Raw genomic sequence first — 18,425 nt, forward strand, 5'->3', positions numbered from 1 at the left:
CGTACGGGTGCGGGGATTCTCTGGTCAAACCTGGTGTCAATGCATTGGATCAAGAGCTACGGCTCTTCGGTAGCCGCCGCCCGTCAGCCGCCGCGGCGGATCCGCCCGGCGTAGCGGCTTTCGAGCGCCCGGTTGTGCTCGTCACCCCCGGTGACGTTGGCCGAACGGTAGATCGGCGGCACCTCGCCCGCCTTGAGCAGCTCCCGCACCACCTCGGCGACGACCATCTGCGCGAGCAGGGCGGAGGTGATGGTCGACACCGCTCCGAAGGTGCCGCCCTCCGGAAGCGGCATGACCGCGTCACCGTACGGAGCGCCGTTGTCGAGCACGACGTCGGCGAGGTCGAGGAGCTTGAGCCCGGACGGGTGGCGGGAAGTCATCTCGTTGCTGTGCCGCACCGAGGTCAGCGCGATGAGCCCGTGGCCGCGCTCCTTGACGATCGAGGCGAGCTCGACCACCGAGCCGTTGACCCCGGAGCTGGAGATCATGACAAAGGCGTCCTGCGGCCGTATGGGCGCGAGGTCGTAGATGCGGCGGGCGATCGACGGGTCCCGTTCCAGCTCGGTGGAGCGGAGCACGCTGGGAGGCTCCTCGCCGTACAGCACGAGGTCGCGCAGTGCCAGCCGGTTGGTGGGCACGAGCCCGCCGGCGCGTCCCGCGATCTCCATCGCGATCGCCTCGGAGTGCCCGGAGCCGAACGCCTGGATCACCCCGCCCTCGCGCAGGCAGGCGCAGAGCAGGGTCGCGGCCTCGCCCACGGCCCATGCCTGGCTCGCGGCGACGTCGTGCACCAGCCTCTCGACCTTCTGGACGTAGGCGGCGGCACTGATGTCCACTCGTCTCAGCTCCTCTCTCCACGCGGTGGCCTTGGACGGCCCTGATCGTGAGCTCGAACTGCCTGGTGAGCGCGCTCGTACGCGCGGCGCACCGCAGGCCGCAATCATTCCTTTCATTCACAGCCGATTGGATGAAAATAATTGCCCACGGTGGCCCGCTTAGCAAGAGCGTCTCGATCACATTCCCGACAGCACGCGGGCGTGGCCGCCATCCACTGGGTCAGCGAGATGTCCTCGAAGCGCGGGTTGCGGAACGTCTCCGGGAACACCAGAGGGTCGTTGCCGAGGTTCTCGATGTAGTGCCCGTAGGCAGCGGGATCGCCGAGGATTTCCGCGGGCCGCCGCAGATCGGCCTGGACGGCCCACGTTCTCCGAACGGGCCAGGATCGCGCGCGCTCGCGGGTGAAGGCCAGCCCAAGCTATGACCCGTAAGGCCGCTGGGGACCACAATGATGAGGGAAAGGAACGGCGAGCCCGCTGGGGGGCAACATATGTGGGGGTCGGCTCGCGCCCGGCGGGTCCGGGCCGTACGGAACATCATCGTCTGAGTCGATTGGCTGGAGATCATGAGCGAGGAAGAGGTCAGGCGCGTCCTTGGACTGCTCTACCAGGACGACACGCTGCGGGTCCTTTCCGCTCTCGTCCTGAACGGCGGGACGGACGCCTCCGGGCTCGACCAGGACGCCGTGCGGCGGGCACTCGACCGGCTCGAACGCGGCGGGCTCGCCGAAAAGTCCGAGGACGGCTGGCGGGTGCGGCGGGAGCGGTTCCGCGAGTTGCTGCACGCCACGGCCAAACCCGTCGCCCCGGTCTCGGCCGAGGACAGGGTCGTCCAGAAGTTCCTGGTCGAAGGCCGGTTGCGGGCGATCCCGACGCGACGCGAGAAGCGGCTGGTCGTGCTCGACTACATCGTCCGCGTCTTCGAGCCCGGAGTCCGTTACACGGAGATGGGGTCGTGTGGCGCGTCGCCGGGGCGGGACGGGGGAGGGTCATGTGCCGGTTTCGCTGAAGGCGAGGTGGAGCTGGAAATGCTCGGGGTCCAGGAGGCTGCGCACGTGTTCGGCGAACCGCCCGTCGGCCGTCCAGCTCGTGCGTTCGGTGGCGAGGAACCATTCGCCCGGCTCACGTTCGAGCACCTCTGCCTCGCGGTCGTCGATCCGGCGCCCGCGGAGCCGCTGCTCGCCGTGGTCGGCATGCAGCCCGGCGCGGACCAGCGTCTCGATCACCGACCCGCCGTCCAGCCCTCGGGTGGGCAGCTCTTCAAGGCCCTCGATCGCGGGGACGCAGCTGCGCTCGTACGAGATCACGGCCCCCTCAGCGGTCTCGCGTACGTGTTCGACGGCGATCACCTCCGGCGAGTCGAGGTTCAGGCGCGCGGCGAGCTCGTCGTCGCTCGTGGCGGTGATGCCGAGAACCCGCACCCTCGTCTCCACGCCCTGGGCGGCCAGCGCGCGTGCCCATCCCAGCCGGGAATCCAGCGGGCGGCCGTCGAACAGGACGAACGACCCCTTGCCCGTCCGCGTGGCGATCAGACCGGCCTGGCTCAGCTCGGCGAGCGCGGTACGGACCGTGTTGCGGCTGACTCCGAACCGCCGGGCGAGCGACAGCTCACCCGGAAGCCGGGCACCACGCGGCACCCGGCCGGAACGGATCTCCCTCTCGAGCTCGACGGTGATCCGCTGATGCTTGAGGGCCACGCTCACGTGGTCGTCCTTTCGGTACGCACCCCCGCAGGTCCGGCGCCGGAATCCGGGAGAGCGGAAGGGCCGGCGTGCGCGCTGAGGGTTTCTGGCTCGGAGTCCACCTCTCCCGGACGGGAGTCCTTACGCAGAGTGGGAGGGTCATAGCTTGGTCGCTTGCGCCGGTGTCGAGCCGGGGTCTTCTGAGGCGAGCCGCTCCTGGGAGCGCACCTTTGACCGGGTGAGCGCCCAGGTCGCGGCGAAGCCCAGGACGAGGGCGACCAGTACGCCGAGGTTGGCGGAGGCCCACGAGCCCGACCTGCCGCCGAGCCCGAGCCGATCCAGCAGGTAGCCCTGCCAGCCGAGCCAGCTCGCGGCCGTGTTGGTGACCAGGCCCCACCCGATGGCCGTGCAGGCGACGATGACCGCGATGGGCGCCGCGGGGATGTCGCCGTAGCGGCCCGACGGGCGGTAGAGGTCGGTCTCGTCGTAGTCGCGGCGGCGCAGCGCGACATCGGCCAGCATGACGCCGCACCAGGCGGCGATCGGCACGCCGAGCGTGGTGAGGAAGCCGCTGAACTGGCCGAGGAAGTCGTCGGCGACGAAGACGATGTAGATGGTCCCCGCGACCATGAGCCCCCCGTCGATCAGGGCGGCGACGTAGCGCGGCGCCCGCAGCCCGGTGGCCAGCAGCGCCAGGCCGGAGGAGTAGATGTCGAGCACGGCGCCGCCGACCAGCCCGAGGACGGCCACGGCGGCGAAGGGGACGAGGAACCAGGTGGGCAGGATGGTCGTCAGCGCCCCGATCGGGTCGCTCGCGATCGCGGTGCTGAGGGCGCCGGAGGAACCGGCCAGCAGCAGGCCGAACACGAGCAGCACCAGCGGCGCCACCGACGCGCCGAACGTGGTCCAGCCCACCACGCCCGCGCTCGACGACCTTCTCGGCAGGTAACGCGAGTAGTCGGCCGCGGCGTTCACCCAGCCGAGGCCGAACCCGGTCAGCATGAAGACCAGCGCCCCGATGAACTGCTGAGCCGAGCCGCCCGGCATCGCGGAGACCGCGTCCCAGTGGATATGGCCGGCGACCAGCAAGATGTAGACCACCGTCAGCACGCCGGTGACGACCGTGATGACCGTCTGCATCCGCATGATCAGGTCGAACCCCATGACGCCGCCGGCGACGATCAGCAGGGTGACGACGATCAGCGCGATCACCTTGGTGGGGGTGCCGCCTCCCCAGCCGAGCCGGTCGAAGACGGTGGCGGTCGCCAGGGTCGCCAGCGCGGTGAGCACCGTCTCCCACCCGACCGTCAGCACCCACGAGATCGCGGAGGGCAGGCGGTTGCCGCGCACGCCGAAGGCCGCCCGGCTCAGGACCATGGTCGGAGCCGATCCGCGCTTGCCCGCGAGGGCGACGAACCCGCACAGCAGGAACGAGAGCAGGATCCCGACGACCCCGGCCGCGAGCGCCTGCCAGAAGGAGATGCCGAAGCCGAGCACGAAGGAGCCGTAGCTCAGCCCGAGGACCGAGACGTTGGCGCCGAACCACGGCCAGAACAGCTGTCTTGGACGACCCTTGCGCTCGGCGTCACCGATCACGTCGAGCCCGTGCAGCTCGACCTTGAGCTGCCGGCCGCCCGCCCCGGGAGCCTCGCCCGCCTCTTTGCCCTGTACACCGGCCATGGAACCTACCTGTCTAGACTTGTTCAAAGGAATGTAAGCCCCGGTCCAGCGAACCGTCAAGGCGTCAGGTGACAGGGAGCCCCAGCTTGGTCGGGGTCGGGGGAGGGGGAGTCGCGGCTGCCTGGTTCTCCGGGTCCGGCGAACCATCAGGGCGTCAGGCGGCGAAGGGGAGGCTCACCCCGTTTCGAGGTCAGGGATCTGTGGTCTCCCGGGTCGGCGAAACGTCCGAACCGGGGGTCTGAGGTCGGGGCGAGCCCTGGGAGGGGGAGTTGGCGGCTTTCCGGTTGGCGCTGGAACACCGGAGCGTGCAGTTCGGCGAGGAGGGTGGTGAGCCGGGCGGCGTTGCGCTGGGAGTTGTCGGCGCAGCAGTTGTTCATCAGGACGTGGACGGTGCGGGCGCGGGTGGCGAGGTCGCCGATCTCGACCGCCCACTTCCTCAATTCCTCCTCCGAGTAGAGGTAGGCGAAGCGTTCCTCGATGTTCTTGCTGGTCCACTTGTCGGAATGGCCGTGGAAGCGGACGACGGCGAGGTCGGCCGTCGTGGCCATCACCGGCGGGATGGACGAGTAGTGTCCCTGCGGCATGTCGACGCTCACGTACGGGATGCCGTGCGAGGCGAGGAACCCGAGGGTTTCGTCGCGGTTCCGCTCGGTCATCCAGCCGGAGTTGCGGAACTCCACGCAGACCCGCATCGGCCGGCAGCGCCGCACGCAGTCGAGGATGTACTCCCTGCTGTCCTTGCCCGGGGTGAACCACGGCGGGAACTGGAACAGGACGGCCCCCAGCTTCCCCGCCTCCTGGAGCGGGAGGAGCGTGGCGGCGAAGCGCTCCCACACCTGATCGGCGATCTCCTGGCCGACGTCCCGCAGGTAGACGGTCGGCCTGGACGAGCCGAGCTTCTCCCGTAGGTCCTTGTACAGGTTCTGCGTCCGGGTGGGGTGCTGGGTCAGCAGGGAGAACGCCTTGATGTTGAAGGTGAAGTCCGGTGGCGTACGGTCGCGCCAGGCCTCGACGGTGCGAACGGCGGGCGGATGGTAGTAGGTGGCGTCCACCTCGACGAGCGGGAACCGCGCCGCGTAGAAGGCGAGCCGTTCCGCCGGGCTGGACACGCCTTCGGGGTACCAGCCCGAGGAGAGCAGGCTCTTGTCGGTCCACGACGCCGTGCCCACCAGGATTCGGTTTCGGCGATCATCGTCAGGCATCCCGCCCTACTACCACGTACGGCGCCGCCGAACCCCCGGGCGGTATCACCGCTGGTCAGCCGGTGAGAACGGTTCAGTCGGCCAGGTCCGGCACCGCCGCCGCGTCGCCGCAGGCGACTCCCCGTCGGAGAGCTTGACCCCTTCCGCGGTGGCCTCGGCGACGGTCGTACCGGTGCGGCGCGCCGCAGTTCGGGCTGTGCTTCGACACGCCGGGGATGGGCAGCAGCTTGTTGACGCTGCCGATCGCGATGACCAGCCGGTCTTAGCCGAGGTCGCGGGGCTTGCCCTCGGCGTCGGTGCACTCCACCCGGCGTCCCTCGATGTCGATCTTGTCGACGGCGACGAGGAGGTGGCGGACTCCGGGGCAGTTGCCCGACAGGGGTATGGCGGCGACCGGCGGGAAGGGAAAGTCAAGATTTACCTACCGCTTGGCTCGGTTATCATGGCCCCGGACAAAGGGCAGTGCGAGATTGTGACGATTTCGGTCAGGCACTCCGTGTGTCATGGGGGCAAGGCCAGGGAGTGGCGGATATATGAAGATCAGGAAGAGGGGCGCCGCCGGCGCGATCGCGACAGGCCTCGTCCTCGCCGTCGCGGCGTGCGGGGGGTCGAGTGATCCGGGCGGATCGAGCGCCGCGGGCGGCACGTTCACGTACTGGACGAGCCGCTGGCAGCCCGACCAGATCGCCGAGATCGACGCGGCCTTCGACAAGGCCCACCCCGGCATGCACGCCAAGGGGCAGTACATCGCGAGCTCCGACCAGTTCCTGCCCAAGGTGATCTCGGCGGTGAAGAACGGCACCCAGCCCACGGTGCTCCTCACCCAGAACCCCTCCGACCTGCCGGTGATCGCGCAGAGCGGGAAGCTCGTCCCGCTGGACGGCAAGCTGACCGCCGAGACCGACGCGCTGTACCCCGGCATCAAGGAATCGCTGTTCTACAAGGGCCACCAGCTCGGCATCGCCCTGGCCGGCGTGGGCGACATCGTGCTGTTCTACAACAAGAAGGCCTTCGCCGACGCGGGCATCAAGAACCCGCCCGAGACGTGGACCGAGCTCGCCGAGGACGCCAAGAAGCTGTCCGACCCCGCCAAGAACAAGTACGGCTTCTACGTGCCGCTCGGCGAGGCCGAGTGGATCACCTTCGCGTGGACGCCCATGCTGTACGCCGAGGGCGGATCCTTCCTCAACGCCGACGGCACGGCGACCGCCTTCAACAGCCCCGCCGGGGTCAAGGCGCTCACCACCTGGGTCGACCTGGTCAAGGGCAAGGCGGCGCCGAGCACCAGCTACGCCCAGGCGGGCAGCTTCGACGGGGCGCCCGCGTTCGCCAGCGGCACCGTCGCGATGATCGTGAACGGCCAGTGGGCGGTGCCGACCTTCGGCAAGGCCGGGGTGGACTTCGGCGTGGCCCCGATGCCCAAGGGCGCCGCCGGCACCTCGACGAGCATGGGCATCGGCGTGGCCACGCTGCTGAAGACCGGCGCCGACGCCGAGAAGGCGGGCCTCGCGTTCCTGAAGTTCCTGACCACCCCGGAGCGCGGCGCCTACCTCGCGGCCAAGAACGGCGGCCTGCCGTCGGACCCGGCCCAGTTGGAGCAGCGGGCGCTGAAGGACCACATCGCCGGGGACCCGACGTACACCGTCTTCGCCGAGGCGGAGAAGACCGGCAAGGTCCGCCCGATCACGCCCGCCTACAACGCGATCTCCCAGAGCCTCTGGACGGAGATCAACGCGGCTCTGAAGGGGCAGAAGACCCCGGCCGAGGCCCTGGCCAAGGCGGCGCGAGACGGAGACGCGGCGCTGAAGAAGCTCGGCTGATGCGGCAGCGGCACCGCACCTGGACCCTCGCCTACGCCTTCGTGGCGCCCACGGTCGTGCTCACCGTGGTCTTCTCGCTGATCCCGCTGGCGATGCTCCTGTGGCGCAGCCTGTACGGCGGCGGGGTGTTCGACGCCTCGCCGCGGTTCGTCGGCCTCGGCAACTACGGGCAGATGCTGGAGGAGGGCGGTGGCCACGCCCTCGGCGTGACCGGTGTCTACACCGTCGGCTTCATCCTGCTGACGATGGGAGTGGGCCTCGGGCTCGCGCTGCTCCTCAACTCCGGAGCCCCGGGCGTCGCCCGGGTGCGGGCGCCGTTCGTCATCCCGCTCGTCGTGCCCGTCGTCGCCACCGCGCTGATCTGGGCCAACATGTTCGCGCCGCAGTTCGGGCTGGTCAACAGGCTGCTGCGCGCTCTGCACCTTCCTCAGGCGGATTTCCTGTCCTCGCCGGGGCCGGCGCTGGTCGCGGTGCTGACCTTCGGCGCGTGGCAGTTCTTCGGGCAGAACGTCATCCTCTACGTGGCGGCCCTGAAGTCCGTCCCCGGCGACGTGCTCGACGCGGCCAGCGTCGACGGGGCGGGGGCGTGGCGCAGGTTCGCCCACGTCCAGTGGCCGATGATGCGCCGCCACACCCTGCTGATCTGGGTGGTCACCACGCTCACCGGCCTGCAGACGTTCACCCAGATCTACGTGCTGACGCAGGGCGGCCCGGACGGCGCGACCCAGACCGCCCTCTACTACGTCTACAACGAGGGGTTCGTCCAGTTCGACACCGGCCGCGCCAACGCCATGGGCGTCGCGCTGTTCCTGCTGTCCCTGCTGATCACCATCACGCAGGTCTGGCTGCTCGGGCGGGCCGACCGTGCCCGCTAGCCTGATCGCCCGCCGCTCGGTGGTCTACCTGCTGCTCGCCCTGGCCGTCGTCATCGTGGCGTTCCCGCTCGTCTGGATGGCGGTGAGCGCCCTGAAGACGGACGCCGAGATCATCAATCCGGCGGCGCCCCTGCTGCCGGCGCATCCCGAGTGGTCCAACATCGGGCGGGCCCTGTCGCAGGCGCCGTTCGGCCGCTGGTACCTCAATACCGCGATCTTCGGCGTGGCCGCCACGGCCGGGCAGCTCGCGAGCGGGCTGCTGGCCGGTTACGCGTTCGCCATGCTGGACTTCCCGGCCAAGCGGCTGCTCTTCGTCGTCGCGCTGAGCGGGCTGATGGTGCCGTTCAGCGCGATCATCGTTCCCATGTCGCAGCTCCTCGGCGAGTTGCACTGGCTGAACACCTACCAGGGCCTGATCGTGCCGAACATCGCCTCCGCGCTGGGCGCCTTCCTGTTCCGCCAGTTCTTCCTCGGCACGCCGCGGGAGCTGGGGGAGGCGGCCCGCATCGACGGGGCGTCGGAGCTGCGGGTGTTCTTCAACGTGTACGCCCCGCTGGCGCGCCCGGTGGTCGCCGCGCTGGCCATCATCCTGTTCCTGCAGAACTGGAACAACTTCCTGTTCCCGCTGATCGTGGTGAACACCACCGAGATGTCGGTCCTGTCGCAGGGGTTGTCGGTGTTCCAGAGCCAGTTCACCACCCAGTACAACCTGATCATGGCGGCGTCGCTCATCACGATCGTCCCCGTGCTCGTCGTCGCGGTGGCGGCGCAGCGCCACATCATCGAGGGCATCACGCTCGGCGCCCTCGACTGACCCGCCCCGGCCGGTGGCCTGACCCGTCCCGGCCACCGGCCGCGAATGGGTCAGGCCCGCGCCAGGACCTCGGCCACGGTGTCCCGCAGGGGAGTGGTCGGACGGCCGATGAGCCTGCTGAGATCGCCCGTGGTGCCGACGAGGGCTCCCCCGGCGATGTCCAGCTCGATGTCGGCGAACATGGCGGCGACGGGCTCGGGCAGGCCCGCCCCGGCAAGGACCCGCTCGTACTCGTCGCGGGGAAGGTCCTGGTAGGTGACAGGCTTGCCCGTGACCGCGGCGATCTCCGCCGCCAGCTCGGCCTTGGTCCACGCGACGTCGCCCGCCAGCTCGTACACCGTGTTCTCGTGGCCCTCGCCGGTGAGGACGGCCACCGCGGCGGCGGCGTACTCGGCCCGGGTGGCGGGGGAGACGCGGCCCTCGCCGGAGGCGCCGACGATCGTGCCCTGCTCGGCGGCCTGGGTGATCGTGCTGTCGTAGTTCTCGGTGTACCAGCCGTTGCGCAGGAAGGAGAACGGGATGCCCGAGGCGCGGATGTACTCCTCAGTGCCCCTGTGCTCCACGGCCAGCGCCACAGGGGTCGTGTCGCTGTGCAGCACGCCGGTGTAGGCGAGCAGCGCCACACCGGCCTCCGCGGCGGCGTCGACGACGGCCTTGTGCTGGGGGAGGCGGATTCCCACGGTGTCGGAGGAGATGAGCAGAACCCGGTCGCCGGGGGCGAAGGCCTGCTTCAGCGTCTCGGGCCTGTCGTAGTCGGCCTCCCTCACCAGCACTCCGCGTGCGGCCAGGTCGGCGGCCTTCTCCGGGTTCCGTACGGCCGCCACGATCTGGTCGGCGGGGGTGGTCTCCAGCAGTCCTTCGACGACAAGGCGGCCGAGCTGCCCGGTGGCACCGGTGACAACGATCATCTTCACTTCTCCTCGCTCAGGGGTTCACCATCAGGTTAGTACTAACTATAAGAAAGTGCCAATTCTGTGGTTAGTACCCAACGGTCGCGCAGTTCGGCGAGAACGTAAGGTTAGGGGTATGGAAGACCAGGCCACCCTCGCCCGCGACGAGCACGGGCAGGTCATCTTCGACGTGTTCGCACGCGGATGCCCCTCCCGCGAGACGATGGAGCACATCACCAGCCGGTGGGGCATCCTCGCCCTGGCCGCCCTCGGCGAGGGCGCCTACCGCTTCAACGCCCTGCGCCGCCGCGTCGACGGCGTCAGCGAGAAGATGCTCGCCCAGACCCTGCAGGCACTGGAGCGCGACGGCATGGTCCACCGCGAGGCCCAGGCGACCATCCCACCCAAGGTCGAGTACAGCCTGACCCCGCTCGGCCGCGAGGCGGCCCGGCGCCTGCTCGGCCTCATCGAATGGCTCGAAGGGGAGATGCCCCAGGTCCTTGCGGCCCGCGACCGCCACACCCGCACCTGAGCCGCCTTTATTCGTTCTCGATGTCCACCGTGCTGTTCCTGTTCACCTGACTGCCCGGGGCGCTGACCGCCTTCCTCGCGTCGGCCGGGGTGATCCGCCGGGGGCTTGTCAGGTTCGATCAACCGCAGGGGACGATCTGAAGGCCGCGAGGCGAGACGGCGGGCGGAATCGAGGTGCGGCCGGACGAACCGCCGGCCCGGCGGGGCATGACGCTCACCCGGCGGGACCTGGAGTGACGGGTTGGGCGAACGCTGGGAACGCCCCTGATCCTGCGAGACAGTGAACCCGTGACGCGACGAGTGATCTCCCTGTCGCTCCTCGGGCTCGTGCTCGTGTCGGGCTGCGGAGCCGGCGTGACGCTCAGCCCGGCACAGCTCGACGACCTCAGGTCCGAAGGGGTGGCGCCCGACATGATCTACCTGGTCGACCTGCCGGGGTACGAGCTGGCCGAGCAGTCCATGAGCGTCTACAACCGGGAGGGCTTCCAGGCGTACTACTTCTCGGCCGAGGGCAGGCAGGTGTGGTTCGGGGTCGATCGAGGCCACTTCAGCGACGCCGTCTGCGCGGCCAAGCCCCTCCACGACGCCGAGCCCCTGATCCCTCCGGACTCCTGCGAGTACGACGAGGCGGGCTGGTATCGCACGAGCGGCGGGCGGCACGAGTACGCCGCCGTCGACGAGGGCCACGTCATCCGCATCAGCGGCCTCAAGGCCGACGTGAACCGCGCGTCCCTCAAGGAGGCCATAACCGGCGCCCGGCACGCGACAGAACGGCCCGCGTAGCCGAGGCCTCGGGTGGGATTTCGCGTCAGCGGACGCCGCGGGGCCGGAACTGGATGCTGATGCGGGGACCGGTGACCCGGGTGCTCTTGGGGATGGCGTGTTCCCAGGTGCGCTGGCAGCTCCCGCCCATCACGATGAGGTCGCCGTGGCCGAGGTCGTGGCGCAGGGCCGGGCCGCCGCCGCGAGGGCGGAGCAGCAGGCCCCGGGGCGTGCCGACCGAGATGATCGCGACCATGGTGTCCTCGGCGCGCCCGCGCCCGATGCGGTCGCCGTGCCAGGCGACGCTGTCGCGCCCGTCGCGGTAGAGGCACAGCCCGGCGGTGCGGAACGGCTCGCCGAGCTCCTCACCGTAGTGCGCGTCTAGGGCCTCCTTGGCCTGTTCGAGGATCGGGTCGGGAAGGGGCTCACCCTCGTCGTAGAACTTCAGCAGCCGGGGGACGTCCACCATGTGGTCGTACATGTGCCGTCTTTCGGCATGCCACGGCACGGCCCGCGCCAGCCGGTCGAACAGGGCGTCGGCGCCGCCGATCCAGCCGGGCCGGACGTCGATCCAGGCCCCGTGATCGAGGGTAGTGCGCCTGACTGTGGACCCGAGCGGACCCGGGCCGGCCTCCTCGCACAGATCGAGCAGAGATGCCTGGAACGCGGCGGTCATTCGCCCAGTATATGGCAGATATTCAAACACCCATTCGATCAAGCTCCGGGGTGTTCTCGGGCCCGGAGGGTCAGGACCTCTCCTGTAGGACGGACAGGACGTTGCCGGCGGGGTCGGTGAACCAGGCGATGAAAGGACCGCCGCCGCGGAAGACGCCCTTCTGGTCCGCCTCGATGCCGTCGTACCTCTCGAACCTCACCCCGCGCTCGGTGAGCGTGTCGACGGCCTGGTCGATGTCGTCGACGGGGAAGTTGAGGATGGTGAACGACGCGGGGGTGTGGCCGGGCTTGGGGTAGGCCAGGACATCTGTGCCACCGGCGAGGTGGAGGCGCAGCATGCCGTGCTCCTCCGACACATCGAGGCCGAGGACGTCGCCGTAGAACTCCCTGGCCTTCGGCACATCGTCCACCGCGAATCCGCTGAACGCCTTCGTGTGCCTGAACATGGGCCCTCCTGCGTATTCTCCGAGGTCAGCCGTGCCCGGCCAGCGTACTGAGCCGGTATGACATTCTCAGAACCCCGCCGGACCGTCCGCTCGGACCCCGCCACGCGCCTTGGCGCGAATCAGCGGAGGGGCGCGACGGAGGCCTGCGGGAACCGGCCGTGTCCGGCGGGCCGCTGGACGCCGTGTCTCGGCGGGCCGGACCTTCCCGGGCTCGGCACGACGATCGCGGTGAGGATCAGGCCGGCCTCGACCACCCAGCGGCCGGAGAAGGCGGTGATCCGCTGCCCCCGCACCCGCGGCCCCGTCACCCGCAGCCACGCGGAGAAGTTGCCGTTCACCGGATCGATGTTGATCAGCACGTCCTCGAAGTCGAGCCACCGCTTGGTGAGCGGGAACCACGCCTTGTACACCGACTCCTTGGCGCTGAAGAGCAGGCGGTCCCAGTGGACGCGGGGGTGGCGCGCCGCGAGCTTGCGCAGGCTCTCGCGCTCCTCCGGCAGGGAGATGGCGTCGAGGATGCCGGGGACCAGCGGCTCGTTGGGCTCGGCGTCGATGCCGATGGTGGTCACCTTGGAGGCGACGCCGAGGACGGCCCCCCGGTAGCCGGCGCAGTGCGTGATGCTGCCGACGACGCCCGGCGGCCACTGGGGCTCCCCCCGCAGACCGGGAAGCACGGGACTCGGGCGCATGCCCAGCTTGCGCAGCGCGTCATGGGCGCAGACCCGCGCCGTGCCGAACTCCTTGCGCCGCTTGTCGTCGGCGTGGATGATCGCCAGCTCCTCCTCGGGGAAGAGCGCGGGCTCGGGCGCGTCGGCGAAGACATCGGCCGCCACGACGCAGTCGGGCAGGATCGACTTGATCATGGCCCCTCGCGGACTGGGAGAGCCTGCCCGGGCGAGTCGTTCCGTACGCACACGCCGCACGCAGGCGGGGACGGCGGGCTCTCGGCCGTCTCCCGGCTGACGGAAACGGCGAAATCGAGAACGCCGGCCCCCGGGGGCCTTTTGTTGCTCACTCGCGTAGCGGTCACGTCCCAAGCGTATCGATGCCGCTGTTCCGCGAGGAATCAATGCCAATCTTTCTCGGGATCGGTTCTCGCCCGGCTAGGGCACGGCACGGGGTGGTAAGGGTTCGCGCGGGGGAGGGCGGCGAAATTGCCTCATGGGCTCCTAGGAGCATCATAGCCGCAGGTCACGACGGAGAGAAGGGGCTTTGGTTCCCCGCTTCACCGGCGCGAACAGACCTGGTGAATCCCTTTCCGAGGAGGAAAGGCTCTTTGCGAGATGCGGTCACCGGCGATCGGGTGTTCCATGCCGCATAAGGCCCGGCAAGGAATCGCCGCCGTGAATGCTCCCGCGGTGCCCTGAAACAATTCGGGTGCGCCGGTCAGGCCGTGCTGCGGGAAATGCGCCACCGGATGAAGATCGTCGTACGCATCGCAGAGCTTATCGCATCCGGCGAGCACGACCCGGCTCAGCCGACCAGTTTCCCCGAGTCGCCCATACGCCCGCCGGAGCGCAGCATGGTCCGCGCCTCGGTGAGCATGGCGAGGGCCCGCGCCTCGTAGGTCGGCGTGCCCATCGACTGGAACAGGCTCAGCGCCTGCTCACAGTGGACGACGGCGTGCTCGGCGTCGCCGCACGCCACGGCCAGCTCTCCGAGCCCGAGCAGGGAACGCGCCTCGGGGAGCCGGTCACCGGTCGTCCTGGCCAGCCGGACGGCGTGGCGCAGCGCCTCCTCGGCCAGCAGGAGCTCGCCCTGCCGGAGCCGGGCGATGCCGAGCCCGTTGAGGATGTACGCCTCTCCGATCGGGTCGCCGAGGTCGCGCACCATCGTGAGCGCCGTGTCGAAGATGTCCGCGGCGAGGCCCGGCTCGCCCCACGCCAGGTAGGTGTCGCCCATGCGGTGGAGCACCTGCGTCTCGACCCTCCTGCTGCCGCCGTCGCGGCTGAGCGCCAGCGCCTCGGACAGCAGGTTGCTGGCCCCCTCGGGATCGCCGGTGTCCAGCTTCAGCTGCGCCAGGTTGTGCAGCACGTACGCGGAGGACACCTGGTCTCCGGTGCCCGCGAACATGGCCAGGGCGCGCTCGTAGTGGGCCGTGGCCTGCTCGAAGCTGCCGCTCATCCGGTCGAGGAAGGCGATGTTGCGCAGCACCAGGGCGGTGCCCTGGTCGTCGCCGATGTCGGCGAACAGCCTGGTCGCCTCCTCGAAGTCGCGCCGTGCCTCGACGAAGCGATTCTCGGTGATGTGGCGACAGCCCCGCGAGTACAGCATCGCCGCCTGGCCGCGGACGTTGGAGGCGAGGCGGACGGCCGCCAGCGCGGTCTCGTGGGTCTCCCGCCAGTCGTCGAGGTAGACGCGCGACTCGAACAGCGTCACCGAGCTGATCGCGAGGTCCCAGGAGAGGTCGACGAAGCCGGCCTGCGCGGCCTGGCGGATGCCGGACACCAGCAGCGCCCGCTCACGCTCGTACCAGGAGAGCGGGTCGGCGACGAGCTGGTCGACCAGCCTGCCGGGGAGCGGCCAGCGTGGGGCGTCGCTGTGGATCTGCGCGTAGTCGCCGCCGTACGTCCGGCGGTGGGCCGTCTCGGCGAGGAACAGCAGGGCGCCCAGCACGCGTTCGAGGGCCGCCTTGCGCTCGGCCGGGGTCTCCTCGCTGGCCAGGCACTCGCGGGCGAACACGCGGATGAGGTCGTGGAAGCGGTAGAGGCCGTGCACGCCGTACCCGCCCGCGGTCTCGATCAGCTGGGCGTCGGCAAGCTCGTCGAACAGGTCGGCGGCGTCGGCGAAGGGGATGTCGAGGAGTGCGGCCCCGATCCAGACGGAGAACAGGCCGGCTTCGAGGATCGCCAGGCGCCTGAACAGCCGCCTGGCCTCCTCGCCGACGCTCTCGTAGGTGAAGGAGATGCTCGCCCTTATGCCCATGTCGCCGTGGTTGAGCTCGTCGAGCCTGCGCGTCTCGTCCTCCAGGCGGTTGACGAGCTGCTCGATGCTCCAGTGGGGACGGGCGGACAGGCGGGCGCCGGCGATGCGCAGCGCCAGCGGCAGCTGCCCGCACAGCTCGACCAGCGCCTTGGCCGACTCGGTCTCGGAGCGCACGCGCGCTGTGCCCGCGATGCGCGCGAGAAGTTCCATCGACTGGTCGGTGTCGAAGATGTCCATGTCGACGTGGATGGCCCCCGCCAGCCCGCCCAGCCGGCTGCGGCTGGTGATGAGCACGGCGGACATGCGGGTGCCGGGAAGCAGCGGCAGGACCTGGCTCTCCGTGGCCGCGTCGTCGAGGACGACCAAAGTCCTGCGGTCGGCGAGCAGCGCGCGGTACATCTCGGCGCGCTCTTCGAGCCCGTCGGGCATGGCGCTGCCCGGCACGCCGAGCGCGCGCAGGAACCGTTCGAGCACGTGCATGGGGCTGACCTGCCGGGACGCCCCGCCGTGCAGGTCGGCGAACAGCTGCCCGTCGGGGAAGCGCTCGGCCACCATGTGCGCGGCGTGCACGGCGAGGGTGGTCTTGCCGATGCCGCCCTTGCCCGCGACGAGGATGATCGGCACGGCGAAGCGGGTGGGGTCCTCGGATGCGAGCGCCAGCTCCCTCTCGATGGCGTCGATCTGCTTCGTGCGGCCGGTGAAGTCGGCGATCGCGCTCGGCAGCAGGAACGGCACGGGGACGACGGGGGCGGCGGGCGGCTCGACCGGGATTATGGTCGGCTTGACCGGCATGTCGAGGCTCTCGTCGCCGGTCAGGATGGCGTGTTCGAGGCGCTGGAGCTGTTCGTTGGGCTCGATGCCCAGCTCCTCGATCATGGTCTCCCTGGCGAGCCGGTAGACCTGGAGCGCCTCTGCCCTGCGGCCCGATCGGTAGAGCGCCAGCATGAGCAGGCCGCGCAGCCGCTCGCGCAGGGGGTGCTGCTCGATGAGGCGGGTCAGCTCGCCGATGAGCTCCTGGTGCCGGCCGAGGTCGAGTTCGAGCTGGATGCAGTCCTCGTTGGTGGTGATCCGCTCTTCGGTGAGCCTGCCCGCCGCCGACTGCACGGGCCTGCTCTCGACATCCTGCAGGGCCTCCTCGCCGTACCAGAGCTTGAGGGCGTCGCGGTAGCTCTTCACCGCCTCGTCGAGGTTGCCGGCATTGCGGGCGCGGCGTGCCTCGGCGGCCAGCGCCTCGAACCGCTGCGCGTCGAGCCGGCCGTCCTCCACGCGGATGGTGTAGCCGCGGGGGTGGGTGGAGATGATGTCCGCGCCTTCGTGCGCGGCGAACAGCCGCCGGAGCGAGGAGATGCATATCTGGACCTGGGCGCGTGCCGTGGGAGGCAGGTCTTCGCCGTAGATGGCCTCGGCGAGGCGGTCGACCGTGACAAGCCGGTTGGCGTCGAGCAGGAGGTTGGCGAGGGTGATGCGCTGCCGCGACCCCCCGATGTCGAGGCGGTCGGTGCCTGCTATCACTTCAAGCGGTCCCAGAATCCGGAACTCCACCTGCTTGACTCCTTGCCAGAAAACCCGCGGACCCATCCGGAAGTCTTCGCGATCTCAGCCCTCCTGAGACAAGTATCAGGTACGCCACCCCAGGCGGGCCCGGCTTCCAGGCCATTGGTGGCGAGCCGCCTGCTGAGACGTGCAGCGGAGCCAGGTGGTATCGATCGCCCCTCCTTGAACCCCTACCGCTAATGCCCATATCGTACAACTAAGCGGCTACAGGAACCAGGCGGGTATTTACCTACCAAAAAGTTCATCTGTGCAGCCCGTTGTGTCATGAGAAAAGATCCCCTATGGCACCGAATGGGCTATTAACCAGCGCGAAGCCCACCGAGGCGCGCGGTGAGGGGCCGCTCGCTTGAGGGGGGCCGTGGGCCGGCGCGCCGGGCGAGGAGCCCCGCGGCGCGCCGGTGTCCCGCGATCTTCGTGCGGCGTGGCGTGCGGCTCCGTCCGGACCGTCCCGCGCCCTCGCCCGGACGCGGAGAATACGGAGGGAATGGCGGCACTCGCCGGCGCCGGTATTCGGGCCGAGGCCGGCGATGACGTGAAGCCATTGCGGTCCCCGGCGCGATAACCGGGCTATCCGCCCGCTCCGGGCTGTAGGGGTTCCGCAGGGGTTTCAGCGGGGTTCGGCCGCCGTCTAGCATCTAATCAATCGAGCTTGGAACGGATTTTTAGCCGCATGATGAGGTGGTGTCTCTGGTCGGTGGTTTCCTTCGCATTAAGTCCCCACGCGGGCAAGGGCCATCGCGCGAGCGCCACTCGCACGATGGCTCTTGCTTTGCACGCGCGAGCACCGCACGGCACGCCAGAAGGGCCGTGACCAGCAGTTCGACGAGCACCGACCCAGAGGAGGGACATGGCCGGCGAATCGGCGGAGATATTCCGCTCCACCAGGCCCGGGAGTGCCATACGCGTGCGGACCGTCGCCGGCGAAAATGCAAAGATAAAAACCATCAGGACGGACACGTTCCCCGTAAAGGCGCTCGGGGGAACGGTCCCCGATTCGCCCGAGCGGCCGAAGGCACCACTTATTCAAAGCAGGTCGGCGTTCGCCCGGGAATCGGCGGCGGCGACCTCGTCCAGGCGGCCGGAGGTGGGTGACCGCCCCCGCTCCGGTGCAGGCGCTTCAGGCGGATTTCCCGCGTACACCTCATCGTCCGGCCGGCGGCTCCATGCCGGCCGATCTTGAGCGTGGCCGCCGACGATCGCTTCCGAGATGAAGCTCCCCCCGACGCCGGGCCGAGAGCCCGCGCCCATGAATCCGAGGAGTGAAGATGTCCCGCCGCCTGTTCACGTCCGAGTCGGTCACCGAGGGCCACCCCGACAAGATCGCCGACCAGATCAGCGACGCCATCCTCGACGCCATGCTCAAGGGTGACCCCAAGAGCCGCGTGGCCGTCGAGACGATGATCACCACCGGTCAGGTGCACGTCGCCGGAGAGGTGACGACGGAGACGTATGTCGACATCCCCGGCCTCATCCGGGAGAAGATCCTCGAGATCGGCTACGACGCCTCGCACAAGGGCTTCGACGGCGCCTCGTGCGGGGTGTCGGTGTCCATCGGCGCGCAGTCGCCCGACATCGCCCAGGGCGTCGACGACGCCTACGAGATCCGTGAGGGGGAGGGCGCCGACGAGCTCGACCGCCAGGGCGCCGGCGACCAGGGCCTGATGTTCGGCTACGCGACCCGCGAGACCCCCGAGCTGATGCCGCTGCCGATCACGCTGGCGCACCGCATGGCC

At 69.6% G+C, this 18,425-nt stretch carries 15 protein-coding genes and 1 pseudogene; 7 read left to right on the forward strand and 9 right to left on the reverse strand.

Annotated elements, in window-relative coordinates; all coding sequences use genetic code 11:
• Positions 1 to 83: 83 nt before the first annotated feature.
• Entirely contained in the window at positions 84 to 836 is a 753-nt protein-coding gene (locus AB0O34_RS25405) for an SIS domain-containing protein (RefSeq protein ID WP_363919342.1), read from the reverse strand.
• 566 nt (positions 837 to 1,402) lie between these two features.
• On the opposite strand from AB0O34_RS25405, the pseudogene AB0O34_RS25410 reads away from it, so the two are divergent.
• Positions 1,403 to 1,771: pseudogene (locus tag AB0O34_RS25410) on the forward strand (hypothetical protein); the annotation flags it as partial.
• Between the two features lie 54 nt (positions 1,772 to 1,825).
• On the opposite strand, the gene AB0O34_RS25415 reads toward AB0O34_RS25410, so the two are convergent.
• The 3 genes from AB0O34_RS25415 to AB0O34_RS25425 all read right to left on the reverse strand — a co-directional run bounded on the left by AB0O34_RS25415 (position 1,826) and on the right by AB0O34_RS25425 (position 5,400).
• Complete coding sequence (locus AB0O34_RS25415; protein ID WP_363919344.1) at positions 1,826 to 2,539, reverse strand: GntR family transcriptional regulator; 714 nt, start codon at positions 2,537 to 2,539, stop codon at positions 1,826 to 1,828.
• A gap of 138 nt (positions 2,540 to 2,677) precedes the next feature.
• Positions 2,678 to 4,198: a cytosine permease gene (locus AB0O34_RS25420; RefSeq protein ID WP_363919346.1), complete on the reverse strand. Its 1,521-nt coding sequence runs from the start codon at positions 4,196 to 4,198 to the stop codon at positions 2,678 to 2,680.
• Between the two features lie 146 nt (positions 4,199 to 4,344).
• On the reverse strand, positions 4,345 to 5,400 hold the full coding sequence (locus AB0O34_RS25425; protein WP_363919348.1) for a DUF72 domain-containing protein: 1,056 nt from the start codon (positions 5,398 to 5,400) through the stop codon (positions 4,345 to 4,347).
• A 533-nt stretch (positions 5,401 to 5,933) separates the two neighbouring features.
• Here AB0O34_RS25425 and AB0O34_RS25430 point away from each other — a divergent pair.
• Genes AB0O34_RS25430 through AB0O34_RS25440 form a run of 3 tightly spaced genes read left to right on the forward strand, consistent with a single transcriptional unit; the run spans position 5,934 to position 8,909 of the window.
• Positions 5,934 to 7,220: an ABC transporter substrate-binding protein gene (locus AB0O34_RS25430; RefSeq protein WP_363919350.1), complete on the forward strand. Its 1,287-nt coding sequence runs from the start codon at positions 5,934 to 5,936 to the stop codon at positions 7,218 to 7,220.
• A complete protein-coding gene (locus AB0O34_RS25435; protein ID WP_363919352.1) occupies positions 7,220 to 8,095 on the forward strand; it encodes a sugar ABC transporter permease in 876 nt (291 codons plus the stop codon). Before AB0O34_RS25430 ends, AB0O34_RS25435 begins: the two co-directional genes overlap by 1 nt.
• Positions 8,085 to 8,909, forward strand: coding sequence for a carbohydrate ABC transporter permease (locus AB0O34_RS25440; RefSeq protein WP_363919354.1), 825 nt, complete (start codon positions 8,085 to 8,087; stop codon positions 8,907 to 8,909). The genes AB0O34_RS25435 and AB0O34_RS25440 overlap by 11 nt, the downstream gene beginning before the upstream one ends.
• Before the next feature lie 50 nt (positions 8,910 to 8,959).
• On the opposite strand, the gene AB0O34_RS25445 is transcribed toward AB0O34_RS25440, so the two are convergent.
• Positions 8,960 to 9,817, reverse strand: a complete 858-nt coding sequence (locus AB0O34_RS25445) for an SDR family oxidoreductase (protein ID WP_363919356.1) — start codon at positions 9,815 to 9,817, stop codon at positions 8,960 to 8,962.
• 118 nt (positions 9,818 to 9,935) lie between these two features.
• Here AB0O34_RS25445 and AB0O34_RS25450 point away from each other — a divergent pair, with 118 nt between their 5' ends.
• The gene (locus AB0O34_RS25450; protein WP_363919358.1) at positions 9,936 to 10,331 is read left to right on the forward strand and encodes a helix-turn-helix domain-containing protein; all 396 of its coding nucleotides are present in this window, start codon (positions 9,936 to 9,938) and stop codon (positions 10,329 to 10,331) included.
• Between the two features lie 287 nt (positions 10,332 to 10,618).
• A complete protein-coding gene (locus tag AB0O34_RS25455; RefSeq protein WP_363919360.1) occupies positions 10,619 to 11,113 on the forward strand; it encodes a hypothetical protein in 495 nt (164 codons plus the stop codon).
• Between the two features lie 25 nt (positions 11,114 to 11,138).
• Here the strand turns inward: AB0O34_RS25455 and AB0O34_RS25460 are convergent, their stop codons facing one another.
• The 4 genes from AB0O34_RS25460 to AB0O34_RS25475 all read right to left on the reverse strand — a co-directional run bounded on the left by AB0O34_RS25460 (position 11,139) and on the right by AB0O34_RS25475 (position 16,680).
• On the reverse strand, positions 11,139 to 11,768 hold the full coding sequence (locus tag AB0O34_RS25460) for an alpha-ketoglutarate-dependent dioxygenase AlkB (RefSeq protein ID WP_363919362.1): 630 nt from the start codon (positions 11,766 to 11,768) through the stop codon (positions 11,139 to 11,141).
• A 70-nt stretch (positions 11,769 to 11,838) separates the two neighbouring features.
• On the reverse strand, positions 11,839 to 12,213 hold the full coding sequence (locus tag AB0O34_RS25465; RefSeq protein ID WP_363919364.1) for a VOC family protein: 375 nt from the start codon (positions 12,211 to 12,213) through the stop codon (positions 11,839 to 11,841).
• Between the two features lie 119 nt (positions 12,214 to 12,332).
• Complete coding sequence (locus AB0O34_RS25470; protein WP_363919366.1) at positions 12,333 to 13,076, reverse strand: 4'-phosphopantetheinyl transferase superfamily protein; 744 nt, start codon at positions 13,074 to 13,076, stop codon at positions 12,333 to 12,335.
• A gap of 610 nt (positions 13,077 to 13,686) precedes the next feature.
• Complete coding sequence (locus tag AB0O34_RS25475; RefSeq protein ID WP_363919368.1) at positions 13,687 to 16,680, reverse strand: BTAD domain-containing putative transcriptional regulator; 2,994 nt, start codon at positions 16,678 to 16,680, stop codon at positions 13,687 to 13,689.
• 1,277 nt (positions 16,681 to 17,957) lie between these two features.
• On the opposite strand from AB0O34_RS25475, the gene AB0O34_RS25480 reads away from it, so the two are divergent.
• Positions 17,958 to 18,425, forward strand: a 468-nt coding sequence (locus AB0O34_RS25480) for an S-adenosylmethionine synthetase N-terminal domain-containing protein (RefSeq protein ID WP_363919370.1), incomplete at its 3' end; no start/stop codon positions are given.

Origin of the sequence: Sphaerisporangium sp. NPDC088356, from assembly GCF_040685555.1 — a bacterium.
Classification (GTDB): domain Bacteria; phylum Actinomycetota; class Actinomycetes; order Streptosporangiales; family Streptosporangiaceae; genus Sphaerisporangium.

Excerpts from the sequence above, each read along its gene's own strand:
- AB0O34_RS25420 (WP_363919346.1), bottom strand. The coding sequence starts at position 4,198 with ATGGCCGGTGTACAGGGCAAAGAGGCGGGCGAGGCTCCCGGGGCGGGC.
- AB0O34_RS25425 (WP_363919348.1), bottom strand. The coding sequence starts at position 5,400 with ATGCCTGACGATGATCGCCGAAACCGAATCCTGGTGGGCACGGCGTCG.
- AB0O34_RS25430 (WP_363919350.1), top strand. The coding sequence starts at position 5,934 with ATGAAGATCAGGAAGAGGGGCGCCGCCGGCGCGATCGCGACAGGCCTC.
- AB0O34_RS25435 (WP_363919352.1), top strand. The coding sequence starts at position 7,220 with ATGCGGCAGCGGCACCGCACCTGGACCCTCGCCTACGCCTTCGTGGCG.
- AB0O34_RS25445 (WP_363919356.1), bottom strand. The coding sequence starts at position 9,817 with ATGATCGTTGTCACCGGTGCCACCGGGCAGCTCGGCCGCCTTGTCGTC.
- AB0O34_RS25450 (WP_363919358.1), top strand. The coding sequence starts at position 9,936 with ATGGAAGACCAGGCCACCCTCGCCCGCGACGAGCACGGGCAGGTCATC.
- AB0O34_RS25460 (WP_363919362.1), bottom strand. The coding sequence starts at position 11,768 with ATGACCGCCGCGTTCCAGGCATCTCTGCTCGATCTGTGCGAGGAGGCC.
- AB0O34_RS25465 (WP_363919364.1), bottom strand. The coding sequence starts at position 12,213 with ATGTTCAGGCACACGAAGGCGTTCAGCGGATTCGCGGTGGACGATGTG.
- AB0O34_RS25470 (WP_363919366.1), bottom strand. The coding sequence starts at position 13,076 with ATGATCAAGTCGATCCTGCCCGACTGCGTCGTGGCGGCCGATGTCTTC.